At 65.1% G+C, this 16,767-nt stretch carries 17 protein-coding genes and 1 pseudogene; 5 read left to right on the top strand and 13 right to left on the bottom strand.

The genetic code is table 11. The features are described from left to right. Window positions 1-54 precede the first annotated feature (54 nt). The 8 genes and pseudogenes from LJ362_RS07925 to LJ362_RS07890 all read right to left on the bottom strand — a co-directional run bounded on the left by LJ362_RS07925 (window position 55) and on the right by LJ362_RS07890 (window position 6,813). Window positions 55-1,743 (bottom strand): AMP-binding protein, encoded by a 1,689-nt coding sequence (locus LJ362_RS07925; RefSeq protein WP_264801631.1) that lies wholly within the window; start codon window positions 1,741-1,743, stop codon window positions 55-57. A gap of 29 nt (window positions 1,744-1,772) precedes the next feature. Then, window positions 1,773-3,328 (bottom strand): annotated as a pseudogene (locus tag LJ362_RS07920) (ABC transporter permease). Window positions 3,329-3,431: 103 nt separating this feature from the next. Beyond that, window positions 3,432-4,196, bottom strand: a complete 765-nt coding sequence (gene modA, locus LJ362_RS07915) for a molybdate ABC transporter substrate-binding protein (RefSeq protein WP_264801629.1) — start codon at window positions 4,194-4,196, stop codon at window positions 3,432-3,434. A 113-nt stretch (window positions 4,197-4,309) separates the two neighbouring features. Then, window positions 4,310-4,711: a TOBE domain-containing protein gene (locus LJ362_RS07910; protein WP_264801628.1), complete on the bottom strand. Its 402-nt coding sequence runs from the start codon at window positions 4,709-4,711 to the stop codon at window positions 4,310-4,312. Further along, window positions 4,708-5,142 (bottom strand): molybdenum cofactor biosynthesis protein MoaE, encoded by a 435-nt coding sequence (locus LJ362_RS07905; RefSeq protein ID WP_264801626.1) that lies wholly within the window; start codon window positions 5,140-5,142, stop codon window positions 4,708-4,710. Before LJ362_RS07905 ends, LJ362_RS07910 begins: the two co-directional genes overlap by 4 nt. Further along, a complete protein-coding gene (gene moaC / locus LJ362_RS07900) occupies window positions 5,139-5,609 on the bottom strand; it encodes a cyclic pyranopterin monophosphate synthase MoaC (protein ID WP_264801798.1) in 471 nt (156 codons plus the stop codon). The genes LJ362_RS07905 and moaC overlap by 4 nt, the downstream gene beginning before the upstream one ends. Continuing rightward, a complete protein-coding gene (locus LJ362_RS07895) occupies window positions 5,606-6,616 on the bottom strand; it encodes a molybdopterin molybdotransferase MoeA (RefSeq protein ID WP_264801625.1) in 1,011 nt (336 codons plus the stop codon). Before LJ362_RS07895 ends, moaC begins: the two co-directional genes overlap by 4 nt. Beyond that, window positions 6,526-6,813 carry a hypothetical protein gene (locus tag LJ362_RS07890; RefSeq protein WP_264801623.1) on the bottom strand — a complete coding sequence of 96 codons (288 nt, stop codon included), beginning with the start codon at window positions 6,811-6,813 and terminating at the stop codon, window positions 6,526-6,528. Before LJ362_RS07890 ends, LJ362_RS07895 begins: the two co-directional genes overlap by 91 nt. 40 nt (window positions 6,814-6,853) lie before the next feature. On the opposite strand from LJ362_RS07890, the gene moaA reads away from it, so the two are divergent. Both moaA and LJ362_RS07880 read left to right on the top strand, forming a co-directional pair. Then, complete coding sequence (gene moaA, locus LJ362_RS07885; protein WP_264801622.1) at window positions 6,854-7,942, top strand: GTP 3',8-cyclase MoaA; 1,089 nt, start codon at window positions 6,854-6,856, stop codon at window positions 7,940-7,942. After that, window positions 7,943-8,188 carry a MoaD/ThiS family protein gene (locus LJ362_RS07880; protein WP_264801620.1) on the top strand — a complete coding sequence of 82 codons (246 nt, stop codon included), beginning with the start codon at window positions 7,943-7,945 and terminating at the stop codon, window positions 8,186-8,188. Between the two features lie 6 nt (window positions 8,189-8,194). Here LJ362_RS07880 and LJ362_RS07875 read toward each other — a convergent pair whose 3' ends face one another. Both LJ362_RS07875 and LJ362_RS07870 read right to left on the bottom strand, forming a co-directional pair. Beyond that, window positions 8,195-9,400 (bottom strand): ThiF family adenylyltransferase, encoded by a 1,206-nt coding sequence (locus tag LJ362_RS07875; RefSeq protein ID WP_264801619.1) that lies wholly within the window; start codon window positions 9,398-9,400, stop codon window positions 8,195-8,197. 32 nt (window positions 9,401-9,432) lie between these two features. Next, complete coding sequence (locus LJ362_RS07870) at window positions 9,433-10,650, bottom strand: molybdopterin molybdotransferase MoeA (RefSeq protein WP_264801618.1); 1,218 nt, start codon at window positions 10,648-10,650, stop codon at window positions 9,433-9,435. Window positions 10,651-10,761: 111 nt separating this feature from the next. Between LJ362_RS07870 and LJ362_RS07865 the strand changes: the two genes are divergently transcribed. Then, entirely contained in the window at window positions 10,762-11,619 is an 858-nt protein-coding gene (locus LJ362_RS07865; protein ID WP_413774236.1) for a CPBP family intramembrane glutamic endopeptidase, read from the top strand. Between the two features lie 299 nt (window positions 11,620-11,918). Here the strand turns inward: LJ362_RS07865 and LJ362_RS07860 are convergent, their stop codons facing one another. Then, window positions 11,919-13,388, bottom strand: coding sequence for a peptide MFS transporter (locus tag LJ362_RS07860; RefSeq protein WP_264801615.1), 1,470 nt, complete (start codon window positions 13,386-13,388; stop codon window positions 11,919-11,921). Between the two features lie 147 nt (window positions 13,389-13,535). Further along, a complete protein-coding gene (locus tag LJ362_RS07855) occupies window positions 13,536-14,846 on the bottom strand; it encodes an MFS transporter (protein ID WP_264801613.1) in 1,311 nt (436 codons plus the stop codon). A gap of 252 nt (window positions 14,847-15,098) precedes the next feature. On the opposite strand from LJ362_RS07855, the gene LJ362_RS07850 reads away from it, so the two are divergent. Both LJ362_RS07850 and LJ362_RS07845 read left to right on the top strand, forming a co-directional pair. Next, complete coding sequence (locus LJ362_RS07850) at window positions 15,099-15,518, top strand: phage holin family protein (RefSeq protein WP_264801612.1); 420 nt, start codon at window positions 15,099-15,101, stop codon at window positions 15,516-15,518. A 72-nt stretch (window positions 15,519-15,590) separates the two neighbouring features. Beyond that, a complete protein-coding gene (locus LJ362_RS07845) occupies window positions 15,591-15,821 on the top strand; it encodes a hypothetical protein (protein ID WP_101546743.1) in 231 nt (76 codons plus the stop codon). 69 nt (window positions 15,822-15,890) lie between these two features. On the opposite strand, the gene LJ362_RS07840 is transcribed toward LJ362_RS07845, so the two are convergent. Then, the gene (locus LJ362_RS07840; protein ID WP_264801610.1) at window positions 15,891-16,766 is read right to left on the bottom strand and encodes an alpha/beta fold hydrolase; all 876 of its coding nucleotides are present in this window, start codon (window positions 16,764-16,766) and stop codon (window positions 15,891-15,893) included. Window position 16,767: the final 1 nt, after the last annotated feature.

The raw sequence follows: 16,767 nt of genomic DNA, 5'->3' as shown, positions 1-16,767 counted from the left end.
TTGTGATCTCAGGCTCGATCCGAAAGCAGTTCGGTTCCGGATCGCGGCTGGGCCTCAGACGGCGGCGTGTGCGATCCTCTCGCCCTCTTCGCGAAGTTCGATCTTGCGGATCTTTCCCGACACCGTCATGGGGAAGGAATCCCGGACCTCGACGTAGCGGGGGATCTTGAAGTGGGCGAGTTTGCCGGAGCAGAACTCCCGCAGCTCCTCGGCGCTCAGGGTTTCGAAGCCGTCCTTGAGGATCACCCAGGCCATGAGCTCCTCCCCGTACTTCTCGTCGGAGACCCCGACGACCTGGACGTCGCGGATGGCCGGGTGGTGGTAGAGGAACTCTTCGATCTCCCGCGGATAGACGTTCTCGCCGCCGCGGATGACCATGTCCTTGATGCGACCGGAGATGTCGACGTAGCCGTCCTCGTCCATGATCGCGAGGTCGCCGGTGTGGATCCACCGAGCTGCGTCGATCGTCTCCGCCGTCTTGTCGGGCTGCTCCCAGTATCCGAGCATGACCGCGTAGCCGCGGGTGCAGAATTCGCCCTTCTGTCCACGCGGGAGAGTCTGTCCGGTGACCGGGTCGGCGATCTTGATCTCGAGATGGGGCATCACGCGCCCGACCGTCTGGGTGCGCTTCTCCAGGGAGTCGTCGACGCGGGTCATCATCGACACGGGTGCCGTTTCGGTCATGCCGTAGCAGATGGCGACCTCCGACATGTTCATATCGTCGATGACTCTGCGCATCGTGTTCACCGGGCACGGGGACCCGGCCATGACGCCGGTGCGCAGGCTCGAGAAATCGAATTCGGAGAACTGCGGGTGTTCGAGTTCGGCGATGAACATCGTCGGCACACCATAGAGGGAGGTGGCCTTCTCCTCGGTGACGGCGGTCATCGTCTCCAGCGGGTCGAAGCCGGGTGAGGGCAGCACGATCGCCGCTCCGTGGCTGAGTGCGGCGAGGTTGCCGATGACCATGCCGAAGCAGTGGTAGTAGGGCACGGGCACGACGACGGTGTCAGCAGTGGTGTATGAGAGCGTCTCGCCGATGAAGAATCCGTTGTTGAGGATGTTGTGGTGGCTGAGCGTCACGCCTTTGGGGAATCCGGTGGTGCCTGAGGTGTATTGGATGTTGATCGGCTCATCGGCCGACAGGTCGTCCATCACCTGCTGCAGGCGGACGCCGTACTTCGCGCCCGAGTCGGCCAGCAGCTGCCTGCCGTGTCCGATGAGGCGGGCGAAGGACTGACGTTCGCCGATGTTCGCGCCGCCGATGAGGTCCTCGGGGACGGTGTCGAGGAACACCAGGTCGAGTGCCGGGACCTTCGCAGCCACCTCGGTGCCGATGGCGTGGAAATCCGAATGCGGGGGCGCCACGACCTGCGAGATGAGCAGCGTCATCCCGGACTGCTTGGCCACGTATTCGAGTTCGTGGCTGCGGTAGGCGGGGTTGACGTTGACGAGGATGGCGCCCATCTTCGCGGTCGCGTACTGGACGAGGGCCCATTCGGCAACGTTCTGCGCCCAGATCCCGACTCGGTCGCCCTTCTTCACGCCGCGTTCGAGCAGTCCCACGGCCAGTGCATCGGTGTCGGCGTCGAACTCCGAGTACGTCCACCGCCGGTTCGATTTCCGGTCGACGAGTGCCAAGGCATCGGGGTTCGCAGTCGCGATGCGTTTGAAGTGCTCTCCGATGGTGATCCCGAGCAGGGGTTCGGTGGAGATACCGGAGGAATAGGACAGTTCGGCCACGGCGCTGTGCTCCTTGAAATGTCAGTGGTTCAATGTGACTGATTGCACACTATGCCGTCGCGGTCCATCATGCAAAAGCTCCGCAGAAAGTCCTCCCCTGCTCCGGCTTGCCCTGGATCGACGTGCCCTACCTGGGCCGACAGTTCCACCGCTCCGTCTTCGACGAGCACGAGCTCATCGGCCAGCGCGCTGACGTCGTCGATGTCATGAGTGATGAGCAGTGCGCTGCGATCGGCCAGGAGTTCGGCGACCACCTGACGGGTCTCGACGCGCACATCGACGTCGAGTGCGGCAAGGGGCTCGTCGAGCAGAAGCAGCCGCGGATCGACGAGGAGGGCGCGGGCCAGAGCGATGCGTGCGGCCTGGCCGCCCGAGACCGCTTCGGGTCGCCGTTGCGCACAGTGACCGACGCCGAGGCGGTCGAGCATGTCCTGCGCCCGTTCCCGGGCCGCCCGCGGGCCATGCCGTGAGCGCGTAGACCGTAGCTCGCGTTGTCGATGACGCTCAGGTGTGGGAACAGCAGCGGGTTCTGCGCCAGATGGATGATGCCGCGGTCGTGGATGGCCGGCCAGTGCCCGGCGTCCAGATCGAAGATCGCATCGTCACCGATGCGCAGGTGTCCGGAGTCGGGGCGCAGCGCTCCGGTGAGGATGTGGAAGAGGCTCGATTTGCCGGCGCCGTTGCGCCCGATGATCGCGGTCGTCGCCCCGGCGGGGACGGTGAAGTCGAGAGCGATTCCCCGCTCGGCAAGTTCCACCGCGGTGCTCAGACGCCCTCCGGACGGTGGACCGGATGTGATCGGAGCACCCTGTGCCCGGTCATGGCGCGGTGGCGGGGTGGCCGCCTCGGCGAGGGTGGACTTCACCGTCCGGGGTGTCGGGCGGAGGCGGGGGGCGTGCGGGGATCGGTAGGCTAGGACGATGATGACCACGGCGATGACGATGAGCAGCAGGGACAGGCCGATGGCGGCCTGCGGATCCGATTCGCGGACGAGGTAGATCTGCAGGGGCATCGTGCGAGTGACGCCGGAGAGGGATCCGGCGAAGGTCAGGGTGGCACCGAATTCGCCGAGGGAGCGAGCGAAGCAGAGGACGGCGCCAGTGGTGATGCCGTTGCGCAGGAGCGGCAGCGTGACCGTGAAGAACACGCGGTCGGGTTTCGCCCCGAGTTCGGCGGCGGTGAGCTCGAAGCGACGCCCCAGAGCCGTGGTTGCGGTCTCGACCGACATGACCATGAACGGCAGCGAGACGAAGATCTGGGCCATGATCACCGCCGAGGTGGTGTAGGCCAGGCTCAGTCCGAGATCTTCCGCGGCGCCGCCGAGAACGGCCGAGCGCCCCCAGGTGTAGAGCAGTGCCAGACCGCTGACCACCGGTGGAAGCACGAGCGGCAGCAGGATGAGGGTGCGCACGATCCGCTGTCCGCGGAAGTCCTTGGTCGCGAGCAGGTAGCCCAGCGGGAACCCGAGGGCGACGCTGACCAGGGCCGAGATCACCGAGGTCAGCAGGGACAGCTGCATCGCGAGCCGGGATTCCTCGGCGCGGATGACGTCGAGGAGGCCCTGCGGGTCGATGCGGGAGACCATCCCGATGATGGGCAGGAGGAGGAAGACGATCCCGACGGCGGCGGGAATCCACAGCCAGCCGGGAATCGTCGAGACCCCTCCCCCTCTGCGTCCTGGGGCCATATCAGGCGGCGGCGAACCCGGCGTCGCGCAGCAGCTTCTGGGCGGTATCGGTTCCGAGGAACTCGACGAACGCTTCGGCCTGCTCCTGATTCTCGCTGGCCTTAACGGTCGCGGCGGGGTACTTGTTGACGACCTTGTCGGCGCCGTCGAGGTCGACCTGCTCGACCTTGCCGTCAGCGCGGGCGATATCGGTGACGTAGACGATGCCGGCGTCGGCCTGCCCGGCGCTGACCTTGCCGAGGACGTCGGTCACGGAGTTCTCTTCGCTGACTGGTTCGAGCGTCGCATCATTGGCGTCGGCCCACTTCTCGGTGGCCGCACCGCAGGGAACTTGGGGCGCGCACACGACGAGATCGCTGTCGGCGAAGTCCTTCGAACTCTCAATCGCCGTCGGATTGCCTTCGGCTACGGCCAGCGTCAGCGTGTTCGAGGCGAACATCGTCGGCTCTGCGGCGAGCAGATCGTCGCCGTTCAAGGTGTCCATGGTCTTCTCGTCGGCGGTGGCGATGACGTCGGCGGGGGCGCCTTCGGAGATCTGCGCGACGAGGTCGGACGATCCCGCGAAGGAGAATTTCACCTCGGGCGCATCCGGCTCGGCCTTCGCGAATTCGTCGGCGATGTCTTCGAACACCTCCGTCAGCGAGGCGGCGGCGAACACCGTGATCTCCTTGGGCGCATCCGATTCGGACTGCGAATCGGCGCCGGAGGAACACGCGGACAGGGTCAGGGCAGCGACGATGCTGAGCCCGATAAGGGTTTTCTTCATCCCCCTATTGAAACCGCATTTGCGGGTTCATGTCGACTTGGACGACGCTTTTGAGATTCCAGGGCGGTCTGCAGTCCCGAAAATCGGCTCTCCCACCGGTTGACGGGTGAGGCTCAGTCGCCGGGGACAGTGTCGATCGAGACCATCGTCGCCTTCACCGAGGCGGTGGCGAGACTGCCCGGCTGCAGGTCGAGTTCGCGGCACGCTTCGGCCGACATCAGCGAGACCACGCGGAAGGGCCCGCACTGCATGCTCACCTGGGCCATGACTCCGTCGACGGCGACGGCGGTGACGAGACCGGCGAATCGGTTCCGTGAGGAGCTCATAACGCCGCTGGGGTCGGCGAGTGAGGCTGCGGACGACTGCGCGAGTTCGGCGAGTTCCCTGCCTTCGACGACGGCACGGTTCGAGGAGTCCTTGAGCGAGGTGAGCCGCCCGTCGGCGACCCACCGGCGCACCGTGTCGTCGCTGACGCCGAGGAACCGTGCGGCCTCGCTGATGCGCAGCTGAGTCATTCGAGGGCTCCCACCCATTCGTCGCTGCCGTCGGCGAAGTGCTGGTGCTTCCAGATCGCCACTCGGGCTTTGACCTCGTCGATGAGTTCGGAACAGGCCAGGAACGAGTCCTTCCGGTGGGCCGAGGCCACGACGGCGGCCAGAGCCACGTCTCCGATGGTGAGGTCGCCGACCCGGTGGACGACGGAGAGGCGGACCTCGGCGTGGCGGGCAGCGATGTCGGCGGCCACCTCGGCGATCTGATCGGCCGCGAGGGGGTGGGCCTCATAGTGCAGGGAACTCACGCCGCGGCCCTCGTCGTGGTCGCGGATGACGCCGGAGAAGCTCACGACTGCGCCGCAGGTGTCGGTGAGGACTTCGGGTTCGAGGGCCGCCGTGGAGATCTCGGTGTCGACGACTCCGGTGGTGATGACCGTGCCGGTAGCGCTCATGCTCCTCGTGTCCAATCTCCGCTCCTTCCGCCTGACTTCTCGATGACCTTGACATCGCTGATCACGGCCTGATTGTCCACGGCCTTGATCATGTCGAAGATCGTCAGCGCGGCCGTGGTCACGGCCGTCAGGGCCTCCATCTCGACTCCGGTCTTCGACACCGTCTTCACTGCGGCGGTGATGGTCACACGATCGTCGCCGAGTGCGAATTCGACGTCGATTCCGGTCAGCGGCAGCGGATGGCACAGGGGAATGAGGTCGCTGGTGCGCTTCGCCCCCATCACTGCGGCGATGCGCGCCACGGGCAGGGCGTCTCCCTTGGGCAGTCCCGCCTCGGCGATCATGTCGATGACCTCGCTGCGGGTCGTGATGGTCCCGGTGGCCACCGCCCGGCGTTTGGTCACGTCTTTGTCGCCGACATCGACCATCTGGGCGGTTCCGGTCTCGTCGACGTGCGAGAGCTTCATGCGATCTTCCACGTCATCAGCCTATCCCCCGCGGGTGAGAACGGGTTGTCCGGTCCGGGTTCGTCGGGTGAGACGAAGACGAGGTGGGTCGCCTCGGCGTAGCTGTGGAGCAGGTGGGAACGGGAATCGCCGACGAATTCGAGGCCCGCCTCGGTGAGCCGGGCACGGCGGACCTGGAGCTTCCCGGCCGGCGGGGTCTCATCGAACCCGTGGGCCAGGCGGTGGTGGGCGACTTCGCGGGGCGCTGCGTCGCCTGCCAGGCCGAGCAGCGCGGGACGGATGAACAGTTCGAAGCTGATGAGGGTGCTCACCGGGTTGCCGGGCAGCGCGACCCAGGCGTGGTCTGCCAGACGTCCGCATCCCTGTGGTCCGCCGGGCTGCATGGCGATGGGTTCGAAGACCATCGCGGATTCGGCATCGAGTTCGGCTGCGAGCTTGACGACTTCGTGAGCGCCTTTGGAGATTCCGCCGGTGGAGATGACGAGCTGTGCGTCGCTGCGCCGCACTCGGTCGAGCAGCTGCTGCGGATCATCGGGGACGAAGGCGACATCGACTTCGACGCCGAGGCGGCGCAGCCCGGCCGAGAGCGTCACTGAGTTCGCGTCGTTGATTCCGGCGGCCGCCTCGGCGGCGATCTCGTCACCTGTGCTCACGATGAGCACGCGTGGCAGCGAGAGGACCGGCAGCGTGCGGATTCCGCAGGCGGCGGCCACGCCGAGGTGGGCGGGAGTGAGCATGGTGCCCGCGGTGAGCACGGTCTGCCCGGCGCTCACGTCGGAGCCGCGGGGGCGGACGAATGCTCCCGGGCGCGGTTCCGCATGAGCGTCGAGGGTGATGGATTCGGCACCGAAGCGTCCCGGCGAGGTGTCTTCGATCTTGACGACCATATCGGTTCCCTGCGGCAGCGGTGCCCCGGTCATGATCTCCACCGCGGTGCCCGGCTGGACTGTCTCACCACGGGACCCCGCTGCGACGCGACCGCATACGAGAATCGGGCGTTGCCGCATCTCCTCCACGGTGCCGCGGCCAAGGCATAACCGTCCATGCTCGAGTTGTCGAAGCCGGGAACATCGATCGGTGAACTCACATCGGCGGCGAGCCTGCGCGGGGCATCGAGCAGTGCGTGCAGCGGCAGCTCCTGCGTCCCGGTGAGTGGAGCGATCGTCTCGAATACCCGCTCACGATGCATCTTCGCTGTAGTCATGGGACGATGATATCGACACGCTCTCAAGGAGGATGACGAAATGGAGAAGATCGGTCTGCCGATGCCTGTGCTGAGAACTCCGACTGTCGACCCAGGTGCGGAATTCACCGGCCACAACGAGGATGCGCTGCTCGACACCTTCGATCGTCGCGCCACCGACATGCGCATCTCACTCACCGATTTCTGCAATCTGCGCTGCACGTACTGTATGCCGGCCGAAGGCGTCGAATTCATGTCTCGTGATTCCGCAATGTCGCGGGACGAGATCGTTCGGTTCGTGCGCATCGCCGTGGAGAAATTCGGGGTCGACCAGGTCCGGTTCACCGGCGGTGAACCACTGACCCGCAAGGACATCAACGAGATCATCGCCGGGGTCGCCGCCCTCGAACCGCGCCCGAACATCGCGCTGACGACGAACGCGATCGGCCTCGACAAACGAGCGGCCGGGCTCAAGGCCGCCGGACTCGATCGCATCAACGTCTCGCTCGACACGATCGATCCGGAGACCTTCGAGACGATGACCCGGCGCCCATTCCTCAAACGCGTGCTGGCAGGCATCGACGGGGCGAAGGCCGCCGGCCTCGAGCCGGTGAAGATCAACGCTGTGCTCCTGCCGGGGGTCAACGATGCACAAGCGCCTGATCTGCTGCAGTGGTGCCTCGAACAGGATCTGAGCCTGCGGTTCATCGAACAGATGCCCCTGGACGCCGGACATTCCTGGGAGCGGACGTCGATGATCACCGCCGCCGACATCTTCGCCCTCCTCGAACCCCGATTCGTCCTCACCCCGGATTCGGCCCCGCGCAACGGCGCCCCGGCCGAGAAGTTCCTCGTCGCCGATCAACGCCGTCCCGATACGATCCTCGGCACCGTCGGCATCATCGCTTCGGTCACGCGTCCCTTCTGCGCCGACTGCACTCGCACCCGGCTGACCGCGGAAGGACGTGTGCGCACCTGCCTGTTCTCCCGCACCGAGGTCGATCTGCTCACCGCGATGCGCGATGGCGCCTCCGACGAATCGATCGCGAACCTGTGGAAGGGTGCGCACTGGAAGAAGCTCGCCGGTCATGGGATGGAAACGGATTCGTTCGAGCAGCCGCAACGACCCATGAGCGCCATCGGAGGATAAGTGCCCACCATCACCGTTCGGTTCTTCGCCGCAGCCCGGGAGGCCTTCGGCGCCCGAGAATCACAGATCCGTGCCGGGTCCGTCGATGAGCTCGTCACGACCCTCGCCGAGGCGGCCGACCCCCAAGCCGCGACCGTGCTGTCGCGCTCGAGCTTCCTCGTCAATTCCGTGGCCGCCACCGACAAGTCGGCAGCCTTGGCCGATGGTGACACCGTCGACGTTCTCCCGCCGTTCGCCGGCGGGTAGGACTCGTCAGCGCCGTTGAGGTGTCGGCTGTGACAGAAACGCGAGGTATCCGCCGTTGACCGAGGTCACTGCGATGCCGTGTGAACGCAGCTGCGCAGCGGTCTTCGCCGAGCGCACTCCCGACCGGCAGTACAGTGCGATCCCGTGCGGCCGTGCGGGGGCGACGTCAGAAATGGCGGACGCGTCGGCTGTGTTGGCAGTCGGCAGCCGGCTGAGATCGGCGAGCAGCTCGTCCATCGGAATGTGAATGGCACCGGGGACCATCCCCGAGGCGACCTCATCGTCATCGCGGATGTCGACGAGGATGGAGCCTGACTCGACCTCCGCCCAGGTGACGGTGGCCGGCCCGAGAGGGTCCTCCCCTGTGGTCGAGCCTTTTGCACTCTCTGCCGTGTCGCCGTCGGTGCTCAGAGAGTCGAACGTGTGCTGGGCGTAGTCGCCGCGATGCTGCTCGAGGTCGGTGACCGGAGGCCTGCCGGGGATCGGCCGGACCGGGACCGTCTCCCAGCCCGCGTCGAGGCTGCTGTGGATCGCCACGCTGTTGATCAGCGGTGTCCCGATGCCGGTGAGCACCTTGACGGCCTCCATCGCCATGGCGGATCCGATGCTTCCGCACAGGGGCCCGAGGACTCCGGCGACCGAGCAGTCGGGCACACTGCCCGGAGCGGGAACCTCGGGGTAGATGTCGCGCAGGGTGGCGCCGCGTTCGGCATCGAAGACGGCGACCTGGCCGTCGAAGCCGAGGATCGTCCCCCAGACGAGCGGGATGCCGAGAATCTCACAGGCGTCATTGGCGAGGTAGCGGGTGGCGAAGTTGTCGCTGCCGTCGACGACGATGTCGACGCCTGCGAAGAGTTCGAGAGCGTTGTCCGGAGTGAGCAGCTGCGGAATCGTGCGGACCTCGATCGACGAATTGATCCCGTTCATCCGCTGCTGAGCGGAATCGATCTTACGAGTGCCGATGGCCGCCTCGGTGTGGATGACCTGTCGATGCAGATTGCTCAGTTCGACGATATCGGGGTCGACCACGGTGATCGTGCCGATGCCCACGGCCGCGAGGTAGCTGAGAATCGGGGCACCGAGCCCCCCGGCGCCGATGACGAGCACGTGCGAGTCGAGCAGCGACGCCTGCGCGCTTTCGCCGAATCCGGACAGCCGGATCTGCCGTGCGTAGCGGGTCCGGTCGGCAGGGCTGAGGCGTGAAGTGGACATGGCCCCATCCTAATCCGACAGGGCGGACGGCATCAGCACTCGAGGTAGTCGACCGCCGTGCCTGCGCACAGTTCCGCTGAACCACGCGGGGTATCGGTACCGGCAGGGATTCTGATGATCACATCGGCCGTGGCGAAGTTCGGAAGCCTGGCCCGGTCGGCGGGGAGGATCTCCCCCGATTCGGTGAAGGTGCCGGGACGGAACGTTTCGGCGTTTCCGTGTGGTCGCAGGTCGGGGCCTGCGAGAATTCCCTTCCGCCATCTCTGCCGCAGACGCTTCCCGGTCAGCAGCGAGCCGACGAAGAGGTGGAAGGCGACGAGAGCTCCCTGTGGAGTGCCGGGCAGATGAATGAGCGGCAGAGTTCCATAGAGCCCGAATCCCTGTGGCGATCCGGGTCGCATAGCCAGTCGGCGGAATGTCGAATGGGCGGGTTCCAGGACCTGACGGACGACTTCGAAGGCACCGGCGCTGATTCCTCCGGTCGTCACCACGAGGTCGGCCTCGGTGCTCATCGTCGTGAGCACACCGCGCAGCTCGTCGGCGTCGTCGCTGCACGTGGCTTCGATGGGGTCGGCACCGAAGCCGCGGACGGCGGCGGCGAGCATCGGCAGGTTCGAGTTGAAGATCGCGGCGGCGGTCGCCTCGGTACGGCTCTCGCCTGTCCGGTCGGTGCCCTGGATTTCGTCTCCGGTGACGATCAGACCGATGCGGGGCCTGCGGACCACGTCGATCTCGATGACGCCGAGCATCGCCAGCACGCCGACCCCGGCCGAGGTGATCCGCTGCCCCGCGGTCAGGACGGTGTCGCCCCGGCTCATGTCCTCGCCGATCGCGCGGATATTCCACTGCGTAGGCACTGCCTCGGGCAGGGAATCGATTCTGATGGCTTCGGGAGCCGGCCCGGTCTGCTGAGCATCGGTGAGCTCGACGGGCACGACCGCCTCGGCATCGGTGGGAACGGGAGCGCCCGTCATCACGCGCACCGCGCATCCCGTCTGCAGAGTGACGGCGGGATGTCCGGCGGGAGTGTCGCCGACGACTCGAATGGACTTGCCGTCGCGGGCGGAGTTGAGGGCAGCTCCGTCGAGGGCGAACCCATCCATCGCCGAGGCGGCGAACCCGGGCACCGATCGTGGAGCTGTGATATCGGTTGCCGTGGTGCGCCCGAGAGCACTGTGTAACGGCGTCGTTTCGGTGTGCAGGTTCGGTGCCAGTGCGGCGATGAGCTCGCAGTAGTCCTCTGGGTCCAATGATGTCCTTCCCTCGCTCCGATCCTACTTGCGATTCGGCACAGCCAAGCGCGATGTTCCGGTGCGCCACTGGCTGAAGATCCGGTGCGGCTCGGTCAGGGTTCGTCTACAGTGTGGAGCGTGGACACTGACCGAGCAGTAACCATCGGAGCCCCGCAGTTGAAACCGCTCAGCTGGGAGGCTGCTGCGGCTGCCTTGCTGGCGGTCTCGGCGGTTGTGCTCTTCGGCGTCGGAACGACGTTTCCGCAGGTCCGCGCCTTCGGATACGCTCCGATGCTCGCGGCCCTGATCATCGCGTGGAGTGTCAATCGGAGGTTCGCCAGAGACCTCAGCATCATCGCCGCGTGTCTCGCTCTCATCTCGGCGATATCTGTCGAAGCCGATATCTCGTGGTCGAACATCGCACGCATGGGCGTTGTGCTCTCCGCCGTCGTCATCGGCCCTTGGGTCGTGTCTCGTTATGTGTTCGATGACAAGACGATCCAGTTTCCGCTGCGTCGCGGCCAGCCCTGGTCGCGGCTGGAGTGGGCCTGGCTGGTCTTCGTCGTTGTGGTCGCTTGGGCAGTGCTGCCGCAGTACTTCATGCGCACCGGGGTCTACCTCAACTGGCCTCCGCTGACGAACTGGTCGGAGATCATCCGACTGTTCTTCGGGGTCAACGCCGTGGGCATCTGGGACGAACTGTTCTTCATCTGCACGGTCTTCGCCCTCTTGCGCAAACACTTCTCATTCTGGACTGCGAACGTATTCACCACGATCATCTTCGTGTCGTTCCTCTGGGAGCTCGGCTACCGGTCGATCGGACCGCTGCTGACGATCCCCTTCGCACTCGTGCAGGCCTTCATCTTCACTCGCACGAAGTCACTGCCTTATACCGTCACGGTGCATCTGCTCTTCGACGCGCTCGTGTTCCTCACGATCGTCCACGCCCACCACCCTGACGCGCTGCCCATCTTCATCGGCGTCTGACTCGGGGGCGCGTCACACACGCTCGCTGAGGCTGTGCCGCGCTGTGCTTGCGATTCACCCAGCCCGCGTCACGCCCTCCCGTCGGCCGCACGCCCTCCCGTCAGTCGCACGCCCTCCCACTAGTGCCAATTCATACCGTTGCTCCGGCATCCATCGCCCGTCCGGCCACACCCTCGTGCTGCAACGCTCTGAAACGACACTGCGGGTGAGGGATGCCCCCAGGCAACGCCGAGGGCCCCTGCGAGTCGGTGACTCACAGGGGCCCTCGGGCTGAACTGACTATCCGCGCACTGACTGAATCAGCGGATTCCGCGCAGCAGCCCCAGCATCGGCTTCGTCAGCGTCAGCGCGAGCAGGCCGAGCACGACCGACGATCCGCCGACCGACAGCCAGTAGGGTGCCTGGTTGCCGGCGTCGAAGTACCCGCCGAGCACACCGGACAGCGCCGTACCCACGCCTGAGGCGAGGAAGAACACGGCGATCATCTGCGACTGGAATACCTTCGGAGCGACCTTCGTGGAGAACGAGAGTCCCACCGGCGAGATGAGCAGCTCACCGAAGACGAACACGGCGAGGGTCAGACATACCCACAGCAGCGGGGTCTCATTTTGCCCGGCCTCAGCGAAGGGCAGGAACATGAGGAAGCCGATGCCGATGAGCACGAGAGACAGTCCGGCCTTGACAGGTGTCGAGATCTGCTTGGGTCCGAGCTTCATCCACATGGTCGCGAACAGCGGGGCGAAGACGATGACGAAGAACGCAGGGATCAGCTGGATCCAGTTGATCGGCATCTCCCAACCGAAGATCGAACGGTTGAGCTGGGTATCCGAGTAGACGGTCAGCACGCCGAAGATCTGCTGGTACATCGACCAGAAGATGACGACGGTGATGAAGAATGGGATGTAGGCGAGGACGCGGGAGCGCTCGTCGCCTTTCGTCTGCCGTGAGGTGTACATGACGATGAAGTAGCAGGCGGCCGCACCGGCGGAGATGCCGGCGATCCACCAATCGAGGTTCTCGGGGTTGACGACCTTCGTCATCCACAGAATGACGGCGAGGAGAACGACGACCACGACGGCCACGACGAAGAGGTAGAGCTTGTTCTTCGGCAGCGGGTTGACCGCCACCCGCGACTCCGGCGGCAGATTCTTGCGACCGGTGAGGTAGATGACGAGACCAAGGGCCATGCCGATCGCGGCGGCCCCGAAGCCGTAGTGGAAGCCGATGTTCGACTGCAGCAGACCTGTGATCAGCGGTCCGAACAAGGCTCCGATGTTCACACCCATGTAGAAGATGGTGAAACCGGCGTCACGGCGCGGATCCTTCTCTTCGTAGAGTTCACCGACGAGTGCCGAGGCATTCGCCTTGAGACCGCCGGATCCGAGCGCAACGAGGATGAGGCCGACCGCCACTCCCCCAAAACCGGGGATGAACGCCAAGCAGATGTGGCCGACCATGATGATGATCGCTGAGTAGAAGAGGACCTTCTCGGCTCCGGCGAGGCGGTCGGCGATCCAGGCGCCGAGGATCGTAGCGAGGAAGACGGCACCGCCGTACGCACCGACGATGCCCACGGCCGTACCCTGCTCCATCCCCATGCCGCCGTCGGTGACACTGAAGTAGAGGTAGAGGGCGAGGATGCCGTTCATTCCGTAGTAGGAGAATCGCTCCCACAGTTCCAGGCTGAACAGCTGCAAGAGCGGCAGAGGGTGTCCGAAGAAGCGGGTGTCGCTGCGGACGGCCTCGGTCGTCGAGGTGCTTGAAGACATTGTGTGCTTTCCGTAGTGGTGTGAGAGGCCACGATCCGTGGCGCATTTCACGATGGACCAGCGGACATCCTACTCCTCGGTTTTGCCGTGGTCACACCTGGCAACGCCTGGGACACGCCGTCCCAAAAAGCGGAAAGTCAGAGTGATTCAGATCTCTTCTTCGCCGTCTGTTACGCGATGCCGTGACGGCTTGTCAGCGTTCTGATCGCGGCGCTTCCCGACGAACAGATTGAGGATACCGGCACAGAGGACGATCGCCGAGGCGGCCACCGGGACGGCCATCGCCACGGCCGTTCCCTGATCCTCGGCGAGGATTCCGTTGATCGCCGAGGACACCGATTGGCCGACGATGATCGCCGACCCCGCCATCGACATCACCGTCGCCGAGCGTCCGAGCGGTGCCCGTTCGGCAGCGAGGCTGAAGAGGGTGACGAGGCTCGGCCCGATTCCCGTTCCCATGAGCAGCAGAGCCATGACGATGATCGGCATCGCTTCTGTCGATGCGAGGATGACCGAGCCCGTGACCAGAACCGGCGCGAAACACAGCAGTCGGGCCCACAGCGCGAACGCTGAGGGGAACAGCGCCACCGAGATCGCCAGCACCGCAGAGCCGATGCCCATGACTCCGTAGATGAGTCCGGCTTCCTCCGGTCGGCCGATGTCGTTGGTCAACGCGGTGAGAGCCGTGAGCGTAGAGCCGAACACCATGCCGACGCCGAACACGCCGAGGATGATGACGAAGACACCGGCGGTGAACACGTCCTTGGCCGGAGCACGCTCGCCGAGGCTGCTCGACGTCCCCGTCGAACGCGCCCGACCTGTCGGGTGGAGTGCGAAGGCGGAGACGAAGACGAGCGTCATCACGATCGCCCCGATGATGGGCGCGACCGGGGTGAAGAAGGTCGCCAAGAGTCCGACGAGGAAAGGTCCGAAGACGAAGATGACCTCATCGGCGGCGGATTCGTAGGCCATCGTGGCATTGAGCACCTTCGGCCGCCTCGACAAGGGCAGCACGGACATGACGATGTCGACGATGCGAGACCGCGACATCGGTGCGACCTGAGGTGAGGTGGCACCGATCGCGAAGGCGGCGATGAACACGACGAAATCCGGCAGCGGGCTGAAGACGACCCATGCCATGAAAGTCAGCGCCAGGCAGTTGAGGATCCCGGCGATGAGCAGAACGTAGCGCTGACCCCAACGATCAGCGGCCGCCCCGATGAAGGAACCGAACAGAGCCGTGCCCAATCCGACCATGGCGGAGTTGATCCCGCCCAGGCTGAGCGATCCGCGTGCGGCCACAACGAGGGTGAGCACACCGACGACGATCATGGCGAAAGGCATGCGGGCGACGAAGGCGATCGGGAAATAGCTGCGCCCGACGGCCGAGAACAGAGTCGGTGAAGACTGCTGCACGGTGGTGCGCCGAGCCGAGGAGGGTGTGTCGCTGTCTGTCATATCAATCCAGTTTCTGCTCCCGCTCATCCGGGAGGTCGTGCCGCCGTGGTGACCTGGATCAAATCACTCGGTAGGTGCACGCTGTTGGTCTGAGAAAGTCGAACCGAGAGGTTCCCCTTCAGGCTACTGTGTTTGCCGATCCGATTCGAGTGCCAGTGCACCAAGCGACGTTGAGTTTGATCACCATGGCACGGAACTCATTCCCATCCGCGACTCAGAAAGAACGCAGATCGGTCTGCGAGGATGACGGATATGAACTTCTTGTCTCGCGTCATCGTCAACGCCTGTGCGATCTGGGTGGCGGCCTGGATCCTGCCGGGTGTGACGATCACAGGGAACCGGGTCGTCGAGGAGCAGGCCGGAGCCATACCGGCGACGATCATCTCCTACCTCGTCATCGGCCTCATCTTCGGATTGGCGAACGCTTTCATCAAACCGATCCTCAGCTTCGTCTCGGCTCCGATCACGTGTCTGACTCTGGGGCTGTTCTCGATCGTCATCAACGCGATCATGTTGGCGCTGACGAGCTGGCTCAGCGGGTTCACCCCGTTCGAGTTCACCATCGATTCGTTCTTCTTCTCCGCCATCTTCGCCGCGATCATCGTCTCGATCGTCTCGGCTCTGCTCGGTTGGCTGGTCCCGGAGCGAAGCGCCGAACACGACCGGAGATGAGCAAAGTCCTCTACGCGATGTAGACTGTCGCTGAGAGTCAGCTGACCACCAGAATCATCGCCGGAGGAGACCATGTCCGATATCGCCGCCCCGAAGAGAACCCGCAATTCAGCATCGTTCGCCGATGTCATCGTCTTCGTCTTTGCCTTCGCGCTCTTCCTGTTCGGTCTCTACCTTTTCGGAGCCTCGTTCTCCTCGCCTGAGGGAACCGAATTCTGGGTGTTCTGGGGTGGTCTGCTCGCATCGAGCTTCGCGTTCCTCGTGCCGATCGTCTACCGTTGGGCGCGCGACGGTCGCCGCTGATCTCCTACACGGCATAAGAAGGGCCGCTGCGCTGATGCGCAGCGGCCCTTCGTCTTGTCACACGCCGAATCACCTGTCGATTCGACGGTGACAGAAATCCATGGTCGCCGAGGCGGCTTCCTCCGAGCGCTCATAGTGCACGAGGTGGCCCACCCCGCCCAATTCCACGAAATCGACGTCGGGGAGCTTCTCCACGAATGCACGGGTCGGTCCGATCGGAGCGATGGCGTCATGATCGCCGGCGATGACGAGCGTGGGCATACTCAAGTGGTCGGCCACCTCGGTGACGGTGTGCGCGACCGACGTCGCGAAGGCCTCTGACAGGGACGTGCGGTCGGCGAACGACGAGAAGTGCCGCGCGTGCTGATCATGGATGTAAGAACGCAGGCCGGGATCGCCGGTCGTGGCCATGGCCACACTCATGGCGCGGACGATCACGGGGTTGCTCAGCAGGGCGCGACCGGCGCGCTCGGGCAGCCGCGCGCCGAGGGCATAGTAGGCGCGGGTGACCGCGGTGAGGAAGCGTGCGGGTCCTTCGAGTGCGGGGCTGGTGATCGGATTGATGAGCACGAGCTCGTCGATGACGTCCCGGTGGGAGGCCGCTAGGTGGCTGACCAGGATCGATCCGAAGGAGTGCCCCACCAGGATCGGTGTCACGCCCCGCTGCCTGCCCACATCGGCGCGCAGCGCGAGGAGATGATCGACGAAGGCAGAGAGCGACGAGCCCGAGCCCAGCGGGGCCGTGAGACCGAACCCGGGCAGGTCGGGCACGACCACCTCGCGGTCGGTGATGCTGCCGGCGATGAGGTCCATTCCATGATGGTCCCCACGGAAGCCGTGCACCATCAGCAGCGGACGCCGACGCCTGTCACCCGGATAGAGCCACGCGGCCGTGCTGTGGGAGCCCAGGCGGATGTCGGTCCGCTGTGATTGACGTATCCGCACC

This window comes from Brevibacterium sp. JSBI002, from assembly GCF_026013965.1.
Lineage (GTDB): Bacteria > Actinomycetota > Actinomycetes > Actinomycetales > Brevibacteriaceae > Brevibacterium.
This window is presented reverse-complemented; position numbering and strand designations above follow the sequence as displayed.

Excerpts from the sequence above, each read along its gene's own strand:
- LJ362_RS07845 (WP_101546743.1), top strand. The coding sequence starts at position 15,591 with ATGTCCGATATCGCCGCCCCGAAGAGAACCCGCAATTCAGCATCGTTC.
- LJ362_RS07905 (WP_264801626.1), bottom strand. The coding sequence starts at position 5,142 with ATGAGCGCTACCGGCACGGTCATCACCACCGGAGTCGTCGACACCGAG.
- LJ362_RS07895 (WP_264801625.1), bottom strand. The coding sequence starts at position 6,616 with ATGCGGCAACGCCCGATTCTCGTATGCGGTCGCGTCGCAGCGGGGTCC.
- moaC (WP_264801798.1), bottom strand. The coding sequence starts at position 5,609 with ATGAAGCTCTCGCACGTCGACGAGACCGGAACCGCCCAGATGGTCGAT.
- LJ362_RS07910 (WP_264801628.1), bottom strand. The coding sequence starts at position 4,711 with ATGACTCAGCTGCGCATCAGCGAGGCCGCACGGTTCCTCGGCGTCAGC.
- LJ362_RS07875 (WP_264801619.1), bottom strand. The coding sequence starts at position 9,400 with ATGTCCACTTCACGCCTCAGCCCTGCCGACCGGACCCGCTACGCACGG.
- LJ362_RS07860 (WP_264801615.1), bottom strand. The coding sequence starts at position 13,388 with ATGTCTTCAAGCACCTCGACGACCGAGGCCGTCCGCAGCGACACCCGC.
- LJ362_RS07855 (WP_264801613.1), bottom strand. The coding sequence starts at position 14,846 with ATGACAGACAGCGACACACCCTCCTCGGCTCGGCGCACCACCGTGCAG.
- modA (WP_264801629.1), bottom strand. The coding sequence starts at position 4,196 with ATGAAGAAAACCCTTATCGGGCTCAGCATCGTCGCTGCCCTGACCCTG.
- LJ362_RS07850 (WP_264801612.1), top strand. The coding sequence starts at position 15,099 with ATGAACTTCTTGTCTCGCGTCATCGTCAACGCCTGTGCGATCTGGGTG.
- moaA (WP_264801622.1), top strand. The coding sequence starts at position 6,854 with ATGGAGAAGATCGGTCTGCCGATGCCTGTGCTGAGAACTCCGACTGTC.
- LJ362_RS07890 (WP_264801623.1), bottom strand. The coding sequence starts at position 6,813 with ATGACTACAGCGAAGATGCATCGTGAGCGGGTATTCGAGACGATCGCT.